Origin of the sequence: Streptomyces solitudinis (genome assembly GCF_036323765.1) — a bacterium.
Taxonomy (GTDB): domain Bacteria; phylum Actinomycetota; class Actinomycetes; order Streptomycetales; family Streptomycetaceae; genus Streptomyces.
Map to the genome: position 1 here is coordinate 152,772 of NZ_JAZDCW010000006.1, position 16,301 is coordinate 169,072.

Here is a 16,301-nt window from a genome sequence, read left to right on the forward strand (position 1 = left end):
CCGGGAGAGGCCCCCAGTGACCCTGCTGAGCCCCTGCCGGACGGGAGATGGTGACGGTGTGCGCGTGCGTGCCGACCTCGCGGGGCGCCACGCCCCGGCCGCGGCTGACGCGTTCGGCGCTGTCCGTGTGGACGGCGGCCCTGGCCCTGACGCTCGTGCCGGCGGCGGTGCCCGTCATCGCGCCGGCCCAGTCCGCGGCCGCCGCACAGCCCCGCCCGGCGGGGCCCGACCACCTCGGGCGCGCCGCCCCGCGCCCGCCCGGCGGCCCGGCGCGGGCGGGCGGCTCCCCGCAGACGGCCGTCGCGGAGGCCGCCCGGATCTACCGGGAGGCCACCCGGGCGGGACAGCGGTACGAACGGGCCAGGGCCGCGACGGCGCGGCAGCGCGAGCGGGTGGACCGGCTCTCCGGTGAGCTGGCCGGGCAGCGCGCCGAGTACGCGGAGCTGCGCCGGGCGATCGGCTCCGCGGCGGCCGGCCAGTACCGGGGCAGCGGGCTCCTGGCGGGCGCCCGCGTGGTGCTGGCCGACTCCCCCGAGGCGTTCCTGCACAGCACCGCCTCCATGCTGCGGGGCAACCGGGCCGCCGCACGGCTGGCGGAATCCGCCCGCCAGGCGCGCGTCCGCCTGGAGCGGCAGCGGGCGGAGGCGGCCCGCGCCCTGGCCCGGCTCCGCACCGAGGAGGCCCGCCGGCTCCGGCTGAAGCGGCAGGTCGGCGCGGAGCTGGACCGGGCCAGGGCACGGGCCGCCCGGATGGGCACGCGTACGGCCATGGGGCACGGCGGCGCCGGTTCCTGGGCGGCGCCCGTCGCGGCGTACCGGCTCAGCGCCGGGTACGCGGCGTCCGGCTCCCGCTGGGCGGGCCGCCACACGGGGCAGGACTTCGCGGTGCGGACGGGCACCCCGGTCCGGGCCGTCGGCGCCGGGACCGTCGTGCGCGCCGGGTACGCGGGGGCGTTCGGGAACCGGGTGGTGGTCCGGCACGGTGACGGCTTCGAGACGTACTACGCCCACCTGTCCGTCCTCCAGACCGGCGCGGGGCAGCGGGTGCGGGCCGGGCAGCAGATCGGGCTCTCCGGCTCCACCGGGAACTCCAGCGGCCCCCACCTGCACTTCGAGGTGCGGCCGTCCGGCGCGGCGCGCGGCGTCGACCCGGTGCCGTGGCTGCGCGCCCGGGGCGTGCGGCTGTAGCCGTGCCCCGGGGGGCGGCGCCCGCTCGCCACGCCCGGGACGTCCGGGCACGTGCGGCGCCCGGCACGTCCGGGCTCGTACAGCAGCGCGCGGGGGCGTGTCCCGCGCGGGCGCCCGGGGTTAGCCCACCCTCAGCGACGCAGATCACCGCATGCCCCGGTACAGCGCGGAGCGGATAGTGGATAGTCTCGTACGGACTGACTAAGTTACCAACTGGTACGCCCGCCCCGAACCCTCGCCTCTACCGCCTCCGCAGGCCCGAGGAGCCGTCATGCAACTCGCCGCGATCATCGTCACGCTGAGCCTCACCGCGGTCGGCCTGGCGCTCATCGCTCGTGCCGTCGCACAGATCTACCGCTTCGTGAAGCTCGGCCAGCCGGTACCGGCGGGGACGCGCACGGACGACTGGAAGGCGCGCACGGCCACCCTGATCCGGGAATTCCTGGGCCACACCCGGATGAACCGCTGGGCCGTCGTCGGCGTCGCCCACTGGTTCGTGGCGATCGGGTTCCTCACCCTCCCGCCGACGATCATCAACGCCTACGGGCAGCTCTTCCAGGCCGACTGGACGCTGCCGGTGCTCGGCGGGTTCCTGCCGTACGAGATGTACATCGAGCTCATCGGCCTGATGACGACGCTGGGCATCGCCACGCTCATGGTGATCAGGCTGGCGAACCTGCCGACGCGGGCGGGCCGCAAGTCCCGCTTCACCGGCTCGAAGATGTGGCAGGCGTACTTCGTCGAGTACATCATCTTCACGATCGGTCTCGCGATCCTGGTGCTGCGCGGCCTGGAGGGCGCCCTGCACGGCGTGGACGGGTACGAGCCGGCGTACCTCGTCTCGTACCCGCTGGTGGCGCTGTTCAACGGGCTGGACGTCGCCACGCTGCAGAACCTCGTCTACTTCTGGGCGATGGTGAAGCTGGGCACGACGATGATCTGGATGATCACCGTCAGCCTCAACACGAACATGGGCGTCGCCTGGCACCGCTTCCTCGCCTTCCCCAACATCTGGTTCAAGCGGGACGCGAAGGGCGGCACCGCGCTGGGCGAACTCCAGCCGATGACGTCGGGCGGCAAGCCGATCGACTTCGAGACGGTGTTCGACGAGGAGGGCGGCGAGGAGACCCAGTTCGGCGTCTCCCAGGTCGAGCACTTCTCCTGGAAGGGCATCCTCGACTTCTCCACCTGCACCGAGTGCGGACGCTGCCAGTCGCAGTGCCCGGCCTGGAACACCGGCAAGCCGCTGTCGCCGAAGCTGCTGATCATGTCGCTGCGCGACCACGCCCACGCCAAGGCGCCCTACCTGCTGGCCGGCGGCGGCAAGAACGCCGAGGGCGAGGAGCAGGCCACCGCCGAGCAGCTCAAGGACGTGCCCGCGGCCGCGCTGGCCGAGGCCGAGCGTCCGCTGATCGGCACCCTGGAGGAGAACGGCGTCATCGACCCGGACGTCCTGTGGTCCTGCACCACCTGCGGCGCCTGTGTCGAGCAGTGCCCGGTGGACATCGAGCACGTCGACCACATCGTCGACATGCGGCGGTACCAGGTGATGATCGAGTCGGCGTTCCCGAGCGAGGCCGGGACGATGCTCAAGAACCTGGAGAAGAAGGGCAACCCCTGGGGGCTGGCCAAGAAGCAGCGGCTGGAGTGGACCAAGGAGGTCGACTTCGAGGTGCCGGTCGTCGGCAAGACGATCGAGGACCTCACCGAGGTCGAGTACCTGTACTGGGTCGGCTGCGCGGGTGCCCTGGAGGACCGGGCCAAGAAGACGACGAAGGCGTTCGCCGAACTGCTGCACATGGCGGGCGTGAAGTTCGCCATCATGGGCGGCGACGAGAAGTGCACCGGTGACTCCGCCCGCCGCCTCGGCAACGAGTTCCTGTTCCAGCAGCTCGGCGAGGAGAACGTCGCCACGCTGAACGCGGCCTTCGGCGAGGACGACACCGAGGACGGTGACGGGCCCACCCGGCTCCCGGCGTCCCGGAAGAAGATCGTCGCCACCTGCCCGCACTGCTTCAACACGATCGCCAACGAGTACCCGCAGCTCGGCGGCCACTACGAGGTCATCCACCACACGCAGCTCCTCCAGCACCTGGTGGACGAGGGCAGGCTCGTGCCGGTCACGCCCGTGGAGGGCCTGATCACCTACCACGACCCGTGCTACCTGGGCCGCCACAACAACGTCTACACGCCGCCGCGCGAGATCATCGGCAAGGTGCCGGGGCTGCGCAACGAGGAGATGCACCGGCACAAGGAGCGCGGCTTCTGCTGCGGCGCCGGCGGCGCGCGCATGTGGATGGAGGAGCGGATCGGCAAGCGCGTGAACAACGAGCGCGTGGACGAGGCGCTGTCGCTGAACCCCGACATCGTCTCGACGGCCTGCCCCTTCTGCCTCGTCATGCTGACGGACTCGGTGAACGGGAAGAAGAACGACGGCACGGCGAAGGAGTCCGTGCAGGTCGTGGACGTGGCGCAGCTGCTGCTGACGTCGGTGAAGACGCCCGCCGGCCCGGACGACGGCGACGGCGCGACGGACACGACGGACGCGCCGGAACCGGCGCCGACGGCTGGCTGACGCCCCGCCGGCGCATTCCGCACCCGGACGGCGGCCGGGCGCGTGGGACGGCGGCCGGGCGCGTGGGACGGGGAGCGGGTGCCGGGCGGGCGCCCGCGTGCTCCGGCCCGTTTTCGGCCAGAGCTGGCGGGAAACCAGCCGGGCGGCCACGCGCCCTGTCGTCACAGGGCCGCGCGGCTCTAGCCTTCGCGGTATGCCCGTGGACCAGGCGCCCCGTACCCGCCCGGGACGGCCGGAACAGCAGTTGCTCAAACGCCGCTTCACGGCCCGGACCCTGCCGCAGCTGCGGCTGCGCGTGGAGGAGTGCGCCGCCTGCGCCGGGCTGCCCGAGCCGCAGCGCGGCGGCTTCGTGCTCGCCGTGGACGAGGTACTGACGAACGCGGTCGAACACGCGGGCGGCGAAGGCCGGTTGCTGCTGCGGCGGGTGGGTGACGAGCTGGAGGCCCAGGTCAGCGACGCCGGACCGGGATTCAGCGCGGACGTGATCCCGGAGCTGCTGCCCGGTCTGGACGGCGGGCACCGCGGGCGCGGGCTGTGGCTGGCCCGGCTCACGACCGACCGGCTCCGCATCGCCCCCGCCCACCCCGGCTCCGTCGTCACCCTCGCCGTCGCCCTGCCCCCCGGCCCCGTGGCCCTCTTCCGCCCCGCCCCCTGACCCGGTCCGCCCGGGAGGCCGCGCGGCACCTAGGGGCGTATCCCTACGGGATGTACCGAACCGGCCACAAGGAGGTGCTGGGGCCGGTCCCCGTGGTCCGGCGGGGCGGCGGACGCGGTACGTTCGATGACGTGGCTGGATTCAGGATCGGACGCGGCCGTGGCCCGCGGAACGCTCAGCAGGGGCAGCAACCGCCCGTCCCGCAGGGCCCTCCGCAGCAGCCCCCGCACGGGCAGCACCACCCGGGGCAGGCCCCGGGGCCGTACGGCGGGCAGCAGCCGGTGAGCTGGGGGCAGGGGCAGGGCGGCTCACCGCACGGCGCCGGGCACGGTTCGCCGCACGGCGAACCGGAGTACTTCGACGGGCACGCCGTCCGCGACCCGTACGCCGACGCCCCCGGCCACACGCGCCAGTTCAGCATCCACGAGGAGCCCGGCGGCGGTGACGACTACACCAGTGGCTCCACCTACGCCGCCGGACGCACCAGCGCGCCGCCCGCCGGGCCGCGGCTGCCGTGGAAGGAGCTGCTGGCGGGCATCGTGCTGCGGCCGAAGACGACGTTCTGGCAGACGCGCGACCACGCCGTGTGGGGTCCCGCCGTCCTGGTCACCTTCCTGTACGGCCTGCTGGCCGTCTTCGGCCTCGACCAGGCCCGCGAGGAGGTGCTGAACTCCACGCTGACCAGCGCCGTCCCGTACGTGCTGATCACCGGCGTCGCGGTGGTGATCTCCATGGTCGTCCTCGGGTCGGTGACGCACACCCTGGCCCGCCAGTTCGGCGGTGACGGCGCGTGGGCGCCGACCGTGGGCCTGGCGATGCTCATCAGCTCGCTGACGGACGCCCCCCGGCTGCTGTTCGCGTTCTTCCTCGGCGGCAACGCCCCGTTCGTGCAGGTGCTGGGCTGGCTCACCTGGGTGGCGGCGGGTGCGCTGTTCGCCCTGATGGTCAGCCGCTCCCACGACCTCCCCTGGCCCAAGGCCCTGGGCGCCTCCGCGATCCAGCTCGTCGCCCTGCTCTTCCTGATCAAACTCGGCACGCTCTGAGCCGAGGCGCACCGCGCCGCCGGACGGCCGGGCGGGCCGCTGGACGCCGGGTGGCCGCGGCGCGCGCCGGAGCAGGGCGGGCGGACGGTTCCGCGTCAGTGCCGAAGGCGTGATGACGGACCCCGGGGGCGCCCCCCGGGGGCTCGGGCGCGGCCGCCTGACCGGCGCGGGCGGGGCCGGTTTCGGCCAGGCACCGTCCGGGCACACGGCAGCGCATGCCTGCCTCCTCCGCGCCCCTGCTCGACAGCACCCTGGCCCTGGGAACCGAGGGCTACGCCTGGTTGCCGGACCGGTGGCGGAACACGGAGGCGCCCGTGGTCCGCACCCGGCTGATGGGGCGGCACACGGTGGCGCTGCGCGGCGAGGACGCCGTGCGGTTCTTCTACGACGAGCGGCACGTGGAGCGGCGCACGGCGCTGCCCGAGCCCGTCGTGTCCACGCTGTTCGGCAAGGGCGCCGTGCACACGCTGGACGGGACGGCCCACCGGGTGCGCAAGGAGCTGTTCACGGCGCTGCTCACCCCGCCGGACGGTGTCGCCGCGCTCGTCGCCCGGACGACGGCGGCCTGGGAGCAGGCGGCGAAGCGGTGGTCCGAGCAGCCGCGGACGGTGCTGTTCGACGAGACGAGCCGGGTCCTCGCGCGCGGGGTGACCGAGTGGGCGGGCGTACCCGTCCCCGAGGAGGAACTGCCGCGGCTCGCCGCCGACCTGATCGCCATGGTGGACGGCTTCGGCACGCTCGGCCCGCGCCACTGGCGGGCGCGGCGGGCCCGCGCCCGGTGGGAGTCCCGGTTCGCGGAGCTGGTCGAGGACGTGCGCTCGGGCGCGGCGAGCGCGCCGCCCGGCTCCGCGCTCGCCGCGGTGGCGGCGCACCGGGACGCCGACGGGGTGCGGCCGGACGCCCGGGTCGCCGCCGTCGAGCTGCTGAACGTGCTGCGGCCGACCGTCGCCGTCTCGTGGTTCACCGCCTTCGCCGGACACGCCCTGCACCGCTACCCCGGGCACCGCGAGCGGCTGCGCACCGACGACAGCGGTTACGCCGAGGCGTTCGCCCACGAGGTGCGGCGCTTCTACCCGTTCGCGCCGTTCGTGGCCGGCCGGGCCGTGCGGGACCTGACGTGGCGCGGGGAGCCGGTTCCGGCCGGGGCGATGGTGCTGCTCGACCTGTACGGGCAGGACCACGACCCCGGGCTGTGGGGCGATCCGTACGCCTTCCGCCCCGAGCGCTTCCTCCGGCGGGCGCCGGGCGCGGACGAGCTGGTGCCCCAGGGCGGCGGCGACCCGCGCACCGGCCACCGCTGCCCGGGGGAGGACGTGACCGTCGCCCTGCTGGCCGCGCTGGCGACGCGGCTGGCCCGTCTGGAGTACACCGTCCCCGAGCAGGACCTCACGATCCCGCTGCGCCGCATCCCGACCCGGCCGCGCAGCGGCGTCGTCCTCACCGGCGTCCGTCCGTGACGTCCGGTCAGCGCGGCCCGGCCGCACACCGTCCGGCTGACCGGCTGGGCGCGTCCATCGCGGCCGGACCATCCGGTCCGCCCCTCCACGTCCCCGGGGGGCGTCACCATGTCACCGCTGGGCCGACGCGCTCCGGGCGCGCGTAGCCTGGGGTGGTGAGCAGGCAGGACGCCCCGGCGGGCGGGACGGACGCGGCCCGGGAGGCCGTGCGGGCGTGGCGGCGCCACGCGGCGGACGGCGTCGTGCTGGACGGGTTCCACGCGGTCAAGCACGCGCTGCGGTTCGGCGCGGAGGTGCGGGTGGTGCTGGCCCGGGACGCGGCGGAGCTGCGCGGACTGGCCGGAGAGCTGGCCCCCGACGTGGCGGGGGCCCTGGGCGCGCTCGCCGTCGAGGTGGACGACTCGGTGCTGCGGTCGCTGGTGCCGCGTGCGCATCCCACCGGCGTGGCCGCGCTGGCGGGGCGGCGGGAGCGGTCCGCCAACCTCGCGGTGCTGCACGCCCGTCCGCGCCGCGCGCCGGTCGTCCTCCTGGAGGACCCGCGCCACCTGGGCAACGTCGGCGCCGTCGTCCGGCTGGCCGCCGGGCTCGGGGCGACGGGCGTGGTCACCACCGGCCCGGCCGACCCCTGGCACCCCGGCGCGGTGCGCGGCGGGGCGGGCCTGCACTACGCGACCGCCGTGGAGCGCCTGGAGCCGGACGCGCTGCCGCCGGGCCCGCTGTGCGTGCTGGACCCGGACGGCGACGACCTGCGCACCACCGTGCTGCCCGACGACGCCGTCCTCGCGTTCGGCACCGAGCGCCACGGCGTCTCGCCGGAGCTGCGGGCCCGCGCCGACCGGCTGCTGGCGCTGCCGATGCGGCCGCAGGTCTCCAGCTACAACCTCGCCACGAGCGCCGCGATGGCCCTCTACCACTGGGCCGCACGCCGCTGACACCGCTGACCGCTGGCCCGCGCGCCACCGGGTGCCCGCCCGGGCCCGCGCCGCCGGGTGCCCGCCGTCACGCCTGGCGGCGGACCTCCACCATGCGGAAGCGGTTCGCCACGAAGGCGGCGTCGCACAGGGCGGCGTTGGCGGCCGGGTTGCCGCCGGAGCCGTGGAAGTCGGAGAACGCCGCCGTCTGGTTGACGTAGACGCCGCCGGTGAGGTTCAGGGAGAGCTGGGCGCACTCCTCCAGGCAGGCTTCCTCGATGAGCCGGGCCGTCTCCGGGTCGGTGGTGTAGGCGCCGACGGTCATGGCGCCCCGCTCGCGGACCGTGCGGCGCAGCAGCTCCACCGCGTCGGCCGTGGAGTCGACGGCGACGGCGAACGAGACGGGTCCGAAGCACTCGCTGAGGTAGGGGGCGTCCTGCGGCGCGTCGGCGTACCGGGCGGCGTCCAGCGTGAGCAGGGCCGGGGTGCGGACGGTGGCGTCGGGGAACTCGGGGTGCGGCACGGGCCGGGAGGCCAGGGCGACCTCGCCGAGACCGGGCGCCGCGTCCAGGCGCTCGACGACGCCCGGGTTGACGAGCGCGCCGAGCAGCGCGGCGGCGCGGGCGTCGTCGCCGAGCAGCGCGTCCACGGCCGCCGCGAGGTCGGCCACGACCTCGTCGTAGCTCTTGTGGCCCGCGTCGGTGCGGATGCCGTCCCGGGGGACCAGCAGGTTCTGCGGCGTGGTGCACATCTGGCCGCTGTAGAGGGAGAGGGAGAACGCGAGGTTGGCGAGCATGCCGCGGTAGTCGTCCGTCGAGTCGACGACGACCGTGTTGACGCCCGCCTTCTCGGTGAAGACCTGGGCCTGGCGGGCGTTGGCCTCCAGCCAGTCCCCGAAGGCGGTGGAGCCGGTGTAGTCGATGACGCGGACCTCGGGGCGCAGCGCGAGGGACCTGGCGACGCCCTCGCCCTCGCGCTCGGCCGCCAGCGCGATCAGGTCCGGGTCGAACCCGGCCTCGGCCAGCGTCTCGCGGGCGGTCCGGACGGTGAGCGCCAGCGGCAGCACGGCGCGCGGGTGCGGCTTGACCAGCACCGCGTTCCCGGTGGCCAGCGAGGCGAACAGCCCCGGGTAGCCGTTCCAGGTGGGGAAGGTGTTGCAGCCGATGACCAGGGCGACGCCGCGGGGGACGGCGGTGAACTCCTTGGTCAGCTCCAGAGGGTCGCGCTTGCCCTGCGGCTTCGTCCAGCGCACCGCCGTGGCGGGCGTGCGGGTCTGCTCGGCGTAGGCGGTGGCCACGGCCTCCAGCCCCCGGTCCTGGGCGTGCGGGCCGCCGGCCTGGAAGGCCATCGGGTACGCCTGGCCGCTGGTGTGCATGACGGCGTGCGCGAACTCGTGGGAGCGGGCGTTGATCCGGGCGAGGATCTCCAGGCAGACGACCGCCCGCGCCTTCGGCCCGGCGTCCCGCCAGGCGGGCATGGCGTCCCGCATCGCGGGGAGCAGCACGTCCGCGTCGGCGTGCGGGTAGGTGATGCCCAGCTCGACGCCGTACGGGGAGGTCTCGCCACCCGTCCAGTCGTCCGTGCCGGGCTGCTCCAGCGGGAAGCGGGTGCCGAGCAGGGCGTCGAAGGCGGCCTTCCCCTCGGCCGCGCCGGGCGTGCCGTCCGCGCCGTACGCCTTGGGGTGCTCGGGGTGGGGAGACCAGTACTCGCGGGTACGAAGGGCCTCCAGAGCCTTGTCGAGTGTGGGACCGTGCTGGTCGGCCAACTGCCGGACGGTCAGCGCGGGGGTCACCATGGTCATCGGGGACCAACTCCTCGTCGAGCTGGGCGTGGGCTGGTGGACAACGGCTAGAGTAACCGAACGATCGGTCGGGACAAGGGGGCTGAAATGGCCAGCGTGGAGACGGCTCGGGAGACGGTCGGCGTCGTCGGCACCGGAACCATGGGGCAGGGCATCGCCCAGGTCGCCCTGGTCGCCGGGCACCGGGTGCGGCTGCACGACGTGGCACCCGGGCGCGCCGAGCAGGCCGCGGCGGCGATCGGGCAGCGGCTGGAACGGCTGGTGGCCAAGGGCCGCATGACGCCCGAGGCGCACGCGGAGGCGCTGGCGCGGCTGCACCCCGCGGCCGAACTGGGCGAGCTGGCCGACGCCGGGCTCGTCGTGGAGGCCGTGCTGGAGGAGCTGGGCGCCAAGCAGCAGCTCTTCGGCGCCCTGGAGTCCGTCGTCTCCGCCGACTGCCTGCTGGCCACCAACACCTCCTCCCTGTCCGTCACCGCCGTCGCCGGGGCCCTGCGCCACCCGGGGCGCTGCGTGGGCCTGCACTTCTTCAACCCGGCACCGCTGCTGCCGCTGGTGGAGGTGGTGAGCGGCGCCGCCACCGACGAGGCCGCCGCCGCGCGGGCCGAGGAGCTGGCCGCCGCCTGGGGCAAGACGCCGGTGCGCTGCACCGACACGCCGGGGTTCATCGTCAACCGCGTCGCCCGCCCGTTCTACGCCGAGGCGTTCCGCCTGTACGAGGAGCGTGCCGCCGACCCGGCCACCATCGACGCCGTCCTGCGGGAGAGCGGCGGCTTCCGGATGGGCCCCTTCGAGCTGACGGACCTCATCGGGCAGGACGTCAACGAGGCCGTCACCCGCAGCGTGTGGGAGGCGTTCTACCAGGACCCGAAGTTCACCCCGTCCCTCGCGCAGCGGCGGCTCGTCCAGGCCGGGCGGCTGGGCCGCAAGTCGGGGCACGGCTGGTACCCCCACGGCGACGGGGCCGAGGAGCCGCGTCCGCGCACCGAGCCGCGGCACCCCGCGCCCCGCACCGTCACCGTCCACGGCGGGCCCGGGCCGGCCGCCCGGCTCGCCGCCCTGTGCACCGGGGCGGGCCTGACCGTCGTCCGGCACGAGCCCGAGGCGGCCGAAGGGGACGGCGGGCCCGCCGAGCCCAGCAGGAGCGACGGGAGCGGCGGGTACGTCGCGCTGCCCGGCGGCTCGCGCCTCCTGGCCGCGAACGGGCACGCCCCGGCGTCCGGCGAGATCCACTACGACCTCGCCCTGGACGAAGCCGCCGCGACCCGCACCGCCCTGGGCTGCGCGGACGACGTCCCGCAGACGGACCGGGCCGCCGCCGCCGGGCTGTTCCAGGCGCTCGGGCGCGAGGTCAGCTTCGTCGAACCGGTGCCGGGCCTCATCGTGACCCGCACCGTCGCCCTCCTCGCCGACCTCGCCGCCGACGCCGTCGCCCGGGGCGTGGCCTCCGAGGCCGACACCGACACCGCGATGCGGCTGGGCGTGAACTATCCGCGCGGCCCGCTGGAGTGGTGCGACGCGCTCGGCGCCGAGTGGGCGGTGGACGTGCTGCGCGCCCTGCACGCCGCCTACCCGACCGGCCGGTACGCCCCCTCCCAGGCCCTGCTGCGCCGCGCCGGACGCACCGGAGGACAATCGTGACCATGGCCAGGCGCGACACGTACACGCCCGACACGCTGCTCGCCGTCGCCGTGCGCGTGTTCAACGAACGCGGGTACGACGGCACGTCCATGGAGCACCTCTCCCGCGCCGCCGGGATCTCCAAGTCGTCGATCTACCACCACGTCAGCGGCAAGGAGGACCTGCTGCGCCGGGCGGTCAGCCGGGCGCTGGACGGGCTGTTCGGCATCCTGGCCGAGCCCGGCGCCGTCAGGGGCCGGGCCGTCGAGCGGCTGGAGCACGTCACCCGGCGCACGGCCGAGGTGCTGATGGCGGAGCTGCCGTACGTGACGCTGCTGCTGCGGGTGCGCGGCAACACCGCCACCGAGCGCTGGGCGCTGGCCCGGCGCCGCGAGTTCGACCAGCAGGTGGCCGAGCTGCTGCGGCGGGCCGCCGCCGAGGGCGACCTGCGGGCCGACATAGACCTGCGGCTGGCGACGCGGCTGCTGTTCGGGATGATCAACTCGATCGTGGAGTGGTACCGGCCCGAGCGGGACGCGGCCGGTGCGCGGGACGAGGTGGCCGCGGCCGTCGTCCGCATGGCGTTCGCGGGCCTGCGGACGGAACCGGGACAGGCGCGCGGGGAGGGCTGAGGGCCCCGGCGCGGGCGCACGGGACGGCCGGGGGCGTCAGGGCGCGGGGTCGAGGTCGGTCTCCTCGAAGACCAGCAGCGTGCGGGTGCTCAGCACCTCGGGGATCGCCTGGATGCGGGTGAGCACCAGCTCCCGCAGCGACCGGTTGTCGGCGGTGTGCACCAGCAGCAGGACGTCGAAGTCCCCGCTGACCAGCGCGATGTGCGCCGCCCCCGGCAGCCGCTCCAGTTCGGCGCGGACCGTGCGCCAGGTGTTCTGGACGATCTTGAGCGTGACGTAGGCCGACGCGCCCTGGCCCGCCCGTTCGTGGTCCACGCGGGCGCTGAAGCCGCGGATCACGCCGTCCTCGACGAGCCGGTTGATGCGCGCGTAGGCGTTCGCCCGGGAGATGTGCACCCGCTCGGCGACCGCGCGCACCGAGGCCCGTCCGTCGGACTGGAGCAGGCGCAGGACCGTCCGGTCCACCTCGTCCAGCGGACGGGCGGGCGGCACGCCCGGCTCCCGTGCGGGCTCCCTGGCCATCTGTTCATCCACCACGCCCCACAGCCTCCCCTCGTTGGACGTCCGGCGCCCGCGCGGGCCGCGCGGCGGCCAAACGTCCACAGCGCCGCACCACCTGTAGCCAGAATGCCTTCCGGACCGAACAATCGGTAGGGGGGACGCCGGCACCCCGGCCGAGCCCCACGGGCGGCCTCCCGGGCCCCGGCCGAGCCCGAGGGCCCCGGCCCCGGCCGCCGCCCGACGCCCGCCCGCCGCCCACCGGAGGTGTGCCCGCCATGACGGTCCTCGCCCAGCCAGGCACCTACCGCACCGCACCGCCGCCCGCCTGGCGGCCCCGCGCCGACGCGGCACCGCTGCTGCCGGACGAGGAGCCCCACCGGCTGCTCGGCACCGGCGCCGACCTGGACCCGGACCTGCTCCGGCAGTGGTACGGGCACCTCGTCAAGGGCCGCCGCTACAACCGGCAGGCCACCGCCCTCACCCAGCAGGGCCGCCTCGCCGTCTACCCGTCCTCCACCGGCCAGGAGGCGTGCGAGGTCGCCGCCGCGCTGGTGCTCGCCGAGCAGGACTGGCTGTTCCCCAGCTACCGCGACACCCTCGCCGCCGTCGCCCGCGGACTCGACCCCGTCCAGGCGCTCACGCTGCTGCGCGGCGACTGGCACACCGGGTACGACCCGCGCGCACACCGCATCGCCCCCCTGTGCACCCCGCTGGCCACGCAGCTCCCGCACGCCGTGGGGCTCGCGCACGCCGCCCGGCTGCGCGGCGACGACACCGTCGCCCTCGCGCTCGTCGGCGACGGCGGCACCAGCGAGGGCGACTTCCACGAGGCGCTCAACTTCGCCGCCGTGTGGCGCTGCCCCGTCGTCTTCCTGGTGCAGAACAACGGCTTCGCCATCTCCGTCCCGCTGGACCGGCAGACCGCCGCCCCGACGCTCGCCCACAAGGCCGTCGGCTACGGCATGCCCGGCCGCCTGGTGGACGGCAACGACGTGGCCGCCGTGCACGAGGTGCTGACGGAGGCGGTGGCCCGCGCCCGGCGCGGCGACGGCCCCACGCTGGTCGAGGCGGTGACGTACCGGATCGAGGCGCACACCAACGCCGACGACGCCACCCGCTACCGGGACGACGACGAGGTGGCACGGTGGCGCGAGCACGACCCCGTCACCCTGCTGGAGGCGGAGCTGACCGCGCGCGGCCTGCTCGACGACGCCCTGGTCGCCGCCGCCCGGGACGCCGCCGAGGAACTCGCCGCCGACCTGCGCAGCCGGATGAACACGCCCCCCGCGCTCGACCCGATGGCCCTGTTCGACCACGTCTACGCCGAGCAGACCAGCCAGCTGCGGGAGCAGGCCGAGCAGTTGCGCGCCGAGCTGGCGGCGGAGGCCGAGGCGGACGGCAGCGGCGAGGGGGACGTCCGGTGAGCACAGCGACCAGCCAGGGCCCGCGCCCGGCCGGCGCGGCGGCGGCCGGACGCAAACCCGTCCCGTTCGCCCGCGCGCTCAACCGGGCGCTGCACGACGCGCTGGCCGCCGACCCGGCCGTGCACGTGCTGGGCGAGGACGTGGGCGCGCTCGGCGGCGTCTTCCGGGTCACCGACGGGCTGACGGCCCGGTTCGGCCCGGAGCGCTGCACCGACACCCCGCTGGCCGAGGCCGGAATCCTGGGGACGGCCGTCGGCATGGCGATGTACGGGCTGCGGCCGGTGGTGGAGATGCAGTTCGACGCCTTCGCCTACCCGGCGTTCGAACAGCTCGTCTCGCACGTCGCCCGCATGCGCAACCGCACGCGCGGCGCCCTGCCCGTGCCGATCACCATCCGGGTGCCCTACGGCGGCGGCATCGGCGGCGTGGAACACCACAGCGACTCCTCCGAGGCGTACTACGCCGCCACCCCGGGCCTGCACGTGCTCACCCCGGCGACGGTGGCCGACGCCTACGGCATGCTGCGCGCGGCCATCGCCTCGGACGACCCGGTCGTCTTCCTGGAGCCCAAGCGGCTCTACTGGTCCAAGGAGGACTGGGACCCCGGGGCGCCCGCGTCCGTCCCGCCGGTCGGCGAGGCCGCCGTCCGGCGCACCGGCACCTCCGCCACGCTGATCACCTACGGCCCCTCGCTGCCGGTCTGCCTGGAGGCCGCCGAGGCGGCCCGCGCCGACGGCCTGGACCTGGAGGTCGTGGACCTGCGCTCGCTCGTGCCCTTCGACGACGCGCGCGTGTCCGCCTCGGTGCGGCGGACCGGGCGGGCCGTCGTCGTCCACGAGTCCGGCGGCTTCGGCGGCCCCGGCGGCGAGATCGCCGCCCGCGTCACCGAGCGCTGCTTCCACTACCTGCGGGCGCCGGTGCTGCGGGTGACCGGCTTCGACATCCCCTACCCGCCGCCGATGCTGGAGCGCCACCACCTGCCGGGTGTGGACCGCGTGCTGGACGCCGTCGCACGGCTCCAGTGGGAGTCGGAGTGGACGGAAGGGGGCGGACGCTGATGCCGCAGGTGCACGAGTTCACGCTGCCGGACCTGGGTGAGGGCCTGACGGAGGCGGAGATCACCCGCTGGCTGGTGGAGGTCGGCGACGTGGTCGCCGTGGACCAGCCGGTGGTCGAGGTCGAGACGGCCAAGGCCGTGGTGGAGGTGCCGTGCCCGTACGAGGGCGTGGTCACCGCGCGGTTCGGCGAGGTGGGGCAGGAGGTGCCGGTCGGCAGCCCGCTGGTGACGGTGGCCTCGGCGCCCTCGGCGGAGACCGGGCGGGGGGAGCCGGACGCGCCCGCCGGGCGGGAGCCGGAACCCGCGCCGGGGGACTCCGGCTCGGGGAACGTGCTCGTCGGGTACGGCACCAGCGGCGCCCCGCGCCGTCGCCGCCGCGCGGTCGTACCCGCCGCCACCGCTTCCGCCCCCGCCGACGCGGCCCCCGCGTCCCGTCCGGCACCGGCCGCACCGGCGGCCCCCGTGGCCCGGGACGGCGCGGCCCCCGGCGGCGCGCCGCTCGCCGTCATCTCCCCCCTCGTCCGGCGCCTGGCCCGCGAACGCGGCATCGACCTGCACGACGTCACCGGCTCGGGACCGCGCGGCCTGATCCTGCGCGCCGACGTCGAGCAGGCCGCCCGGACCGCACGGGCGCCGGGCGACGGCGCGGCACCCGCCGCGCCCGAGGCCCCCGCAGCCGGGGCCGCCGCGCCCGGGGCACCCGCAGCCGGGGCCGCCGCGCCCGGGGCACCCGCGTCCCGGGCCGCCGCGTCCGAGGGCGAGCGCGTCCCGCTCCGGGGCGTACGCGGCGCCGTCGCCGACAAGATGACCCGCAGCCGCCGGGAGATCCCCGACGCGACGTGCTGGGTGGACGCCGACGCCACCGGCCTGCGCGACGCCCGCCACGCCATGAACGCCGCCGGGCCGCCCGTCTCCCTGCTCGCCCTGCTCGGCCGGATCTGCACCGCCGCACTGGCCCGCTTCCCCGAGCTGAACGCCACCGTGGACACCGCCGCCCGCGAGGTGGTCCGGCTGCCCGGCGTCCACCTGGGGTTCGCGGCGCAGACCGACCGCGGCCTGGTCGTGCCCGTCGTCCGCGACGCCCACCGGCTCGGCGCCGGGGAACTGAGCGCGGAGATGGCGCGGCTCACCGAGGCCGCCCGGCTGGGCCGGCTCTCCCCGGCCGGCCTGACCGGCGGCACCTTCACGCTCAACAACTACGGCGTCTTCGGTGTGGACGGCTCCACCCCGATCGTCAACCACCCGGAGGCGGCCATGCTGGGCGTCGGCCGCATCGTCCCCAAGCCCTGGGTGCACCAGGGCGAGCTGGCCGTGCGGCACGTCGTGCAGCTCTCCCTCACCTTCGACCACCGGGTGTGCGACGGCGGCACGGCGGGCGGCTTCCTGCGCTACGTCGCCGACTGCGTGGAACAGCCCGCGGTGCTCCTCCGTACCCTCTAGG

Annotated in this window: 13 protein-coding genes; 11 read left to right on the forward strand and 2 right to left on the reverse strand. The window is 75.7% G+C overall.

Annotated elements, in window-relative coordinates; translation table 11 throughout:
- Window positions 1-68 precede the first annotated feature (68 nt).
- From V1J52_RS17235 to V1J52_RS17260, 6 genes are all read left to right on the forward strand, one after another.
- Window positions 69-1,187, forward strand: a complete 1,119-nt coding sequence (locus V1J52_RS17235) for a M23 family metallopeptidase (RefSeq protein ID WP_330140732.1) — start codon at window positions 69-71, stop codon at window positions 1,185-1,187.
- Window positions 1,188-1,458: 271 nt separating this feature from the next.
- Window positions 1,459-3,762: a (Fe-S)-binding protein gene (locus tag V1J52_RS17240; protein WP_330140733.1), complete on the forward strand. Its 2,304-nt coding sequence runs from the start codon at window positions 1,459-1,461 to the stop codon at window positions 3,760-3,762.
- Window positions 3,763-3,955: 193 nt separating this feature from the next.
- Window positions 3,956-4,417: an ATP-binding protein gene (locus tag V1J52_RS17245; protein WP_330140734.1), complete on the forward strand. Its 462-nt coding sequence runs from the start codon at window positions 3,956-3,958 to the stop codon at window positions 4,415-4,417.
- Between the two features lie 131 nt (window positions 4,418-4,548).
- The gene (locus V1J52_RS17250) at window positions 4,549-5,460 is read left to right on the forward strand and encodes a Yip1 family protein (protein WP_330140735.1); all 912 of its coding nucleotides are present in this window, start codon (window positions 4,549-4,551) and stop codon (window positions 5,458-5,460) included.
- Window positions 5,461-5,675: 215 nt separating this feature from the next.
- Window positions 5,676-6,917: a cytochrome P450 gene (locus V1J52_RS17255; RefSeq protein WP_330140736.1), complete on the forward strand. Its 1,242-nt coding sequence runs from the start codon at window positions 5,676-5,678 to the stop codon at window positions 6,915-6,917.
- 155 nt (window positions 6,918-7,072) lie between these two features.
- Entirely contained in the window at window positions 7,073-7,849 is a 777-nt protein-coding gene (locus tag V1J52_RS17260; protein WP_330140737.1) for a TrmH family RNA methyltransferase, read from the forward strand.
- A 67-nt stretch (window positions 7,850-7,916) separates the two neighbouring features.
- Here V1J52_RS17260 and paaN read toward each other — a convergent pair whose 3' ends face one another.
- Entirely contained in the window at window positions 7,917-9,623 is a 1,707-nt protein-coding gene (paaN, locus tag V1J52_RS17265) for a phenylacetic acid degradation protein PaaN (RefSeq protein ID WP_330140996.1), read from the reverse strand.
- Between the two features lie 93 nt (window positions 9,624-9,716).
- On the opposite strand from paaN, the gene V1J52_RS17270 reads away from it, so the two are divergent.
- Both V1J52_RS17270 and V1J52_RS17275 read left to right on the forward strand, forming a co-directional pair.
- On the forward strand, window positions 9,717-11,267 hold the full coding sequence (locus V1J52_RS17270; protein WP_330140738.1) for a 3-hydroxyacyl-CoA dehydrogenase: 1,551 nt from the start codon (window positions 9,717-9,719) through the stop codon (window positions 11,265-11,267).
- On the forward strand, window positions 11,264-11,878 hold the full coding sequence (locus V1J52_RS17275; protein WP_330140739.1) for a TetR/AcrR family transcriptional regulator: 615 nt from the start codon (window positions 11,264-11,266) through the stop codon (window positions 11,876-11,878). The genes V1J52_RS17270 and V1J52_RS17275 overlap by 4 nt, the downstream gene beginning before the upstream one ends.
- A gap of 36 nt (window positions 11,879-11,914) precedes the next feature.
- Here V1J52_RS17275 and V1J52_RS17280 read toward each other — a convergent pair whose 3' ends face one another.
- Window positions 11,915-12,400, reverse strand: a complete 486-nt coding sequence (locus tag V1J52_RS17280; protein WP_330140997.1) for an Lrp/AsnC family transcriptional regulator — start codon at window positions 12,398-12,400, stop codon at window positions 11,915-11,917.
- Between the two features lie 254 nt (window positions 12,401-12,654).
- Between V1J52_RS17280 and pdhA the strand changes: the two genes are divergently transcribed.
- Genes pdhA through V1J52_RS17295 form a run of 3 tightly spaced genes read left to right on the forward strand, consistent with a single transcriptional unit; the run spans window position 12,655 to window position 16,300 of the window.
- Window positions 12,655-13,803 (forward strand): pyruvate dehydrogenase (acetyl-transferring) E1 component subunit alpha, encoded by a 1,149-nt coding sequence (pdhA, locus tag V1J52_RS17285; RefSeq protein WP_330140740.1) that lies wholly within the window; start codon window positions 12,655-12,657, stop codon window positions 13,801-13,803.
- Window positions 13,800-14,861, forward strand: a complete 1,062-nt coding sequence (locus tag V1J52_RS17290) for an alpha-ketoacid dehydrogenase subunit beta (protein ID WP_330140741.1) — start codon at window positions 13,800-13,802, stop codon at window positions 14,859-14,861. The genes pdhA and V1J52_RS17290 overlap by 4 nt, the downstream gene beginning before the upstream one ends.
- Entirely contained in the window at window positions 14,861-16,300 is a 1,440-nt protein-coding gene (locus V1J52_RS17295) for a dihydrolipoamide acetyltransferase family protein (RefSeq protein ID WP_330140742.1), read from the forward strand. Before V1J52_RS17290 ends, V1J52_RS17295 begins: the two co-directional genes overlap by 1 nt.
- The last annotated feature ends 1 nt before the right edge of the window (window position 16,301 follow it).

Bases quoted from the DNA above. Each gene is read 5' to 3' on its own strand.
- paaN (WP_330140996.1), bottom strand. From the start codon at position 9,623: ATGGTGACCCCCGCGCTGACCGTCCGGCAGTTGGCCGACCAGCACGGT.
- V1J52_RS17270 (WP_330140738.1), top strand. From the start codon at position 9,717: ATGGCCAGCGTGGAGACGGCTCGGGAGACGGTCGGCGTCGTCGGCACC.
- pdhA (WP_330140740.1), top strand. From the start codon at position 12,655: ATGACGGTCCTCGCCCAGCCAGGCACCTACCGCACCGCACCGCCGCCC.
- V1J52_RS17245 (WP_330140734.1), top strand. From the start codon at position 3,956: ATGCCCGTGGACCAGGCGCCCCGTACCCGCCCGGGACGGCCGGAACAG.
- V1J52_RS17295 (WP_330140742.1), top strand. From the start codon at position 14,861: ATGCCGCAGGTGCACGAGTTCACGCTGCCGGACCTGGGTGAGGGCCTG.
- V1J52_RS17280 (WP_330140997.1), bottom strand. From the start codon at position 12,400: ATGGCCAGGGAGCCCGCACGGGAGCCGGGCGTGCCGCCCGCCCGTCCG.
- V1J52_RS17240 (WP_330140733.1), top strand. From the start codon at position 1,459: ATGCAACTCGCCGCGATCATCGTCACGCTGAGCCTCACCGCGGTCGGC.
- V1J52_RS17255 (WP_330140736.1), top strand. From the start codon at position 5,676: ATGCCTGCCTCCTCCGCGCCCCTGCTCGACAGCACCCTGGCCCTGGGA.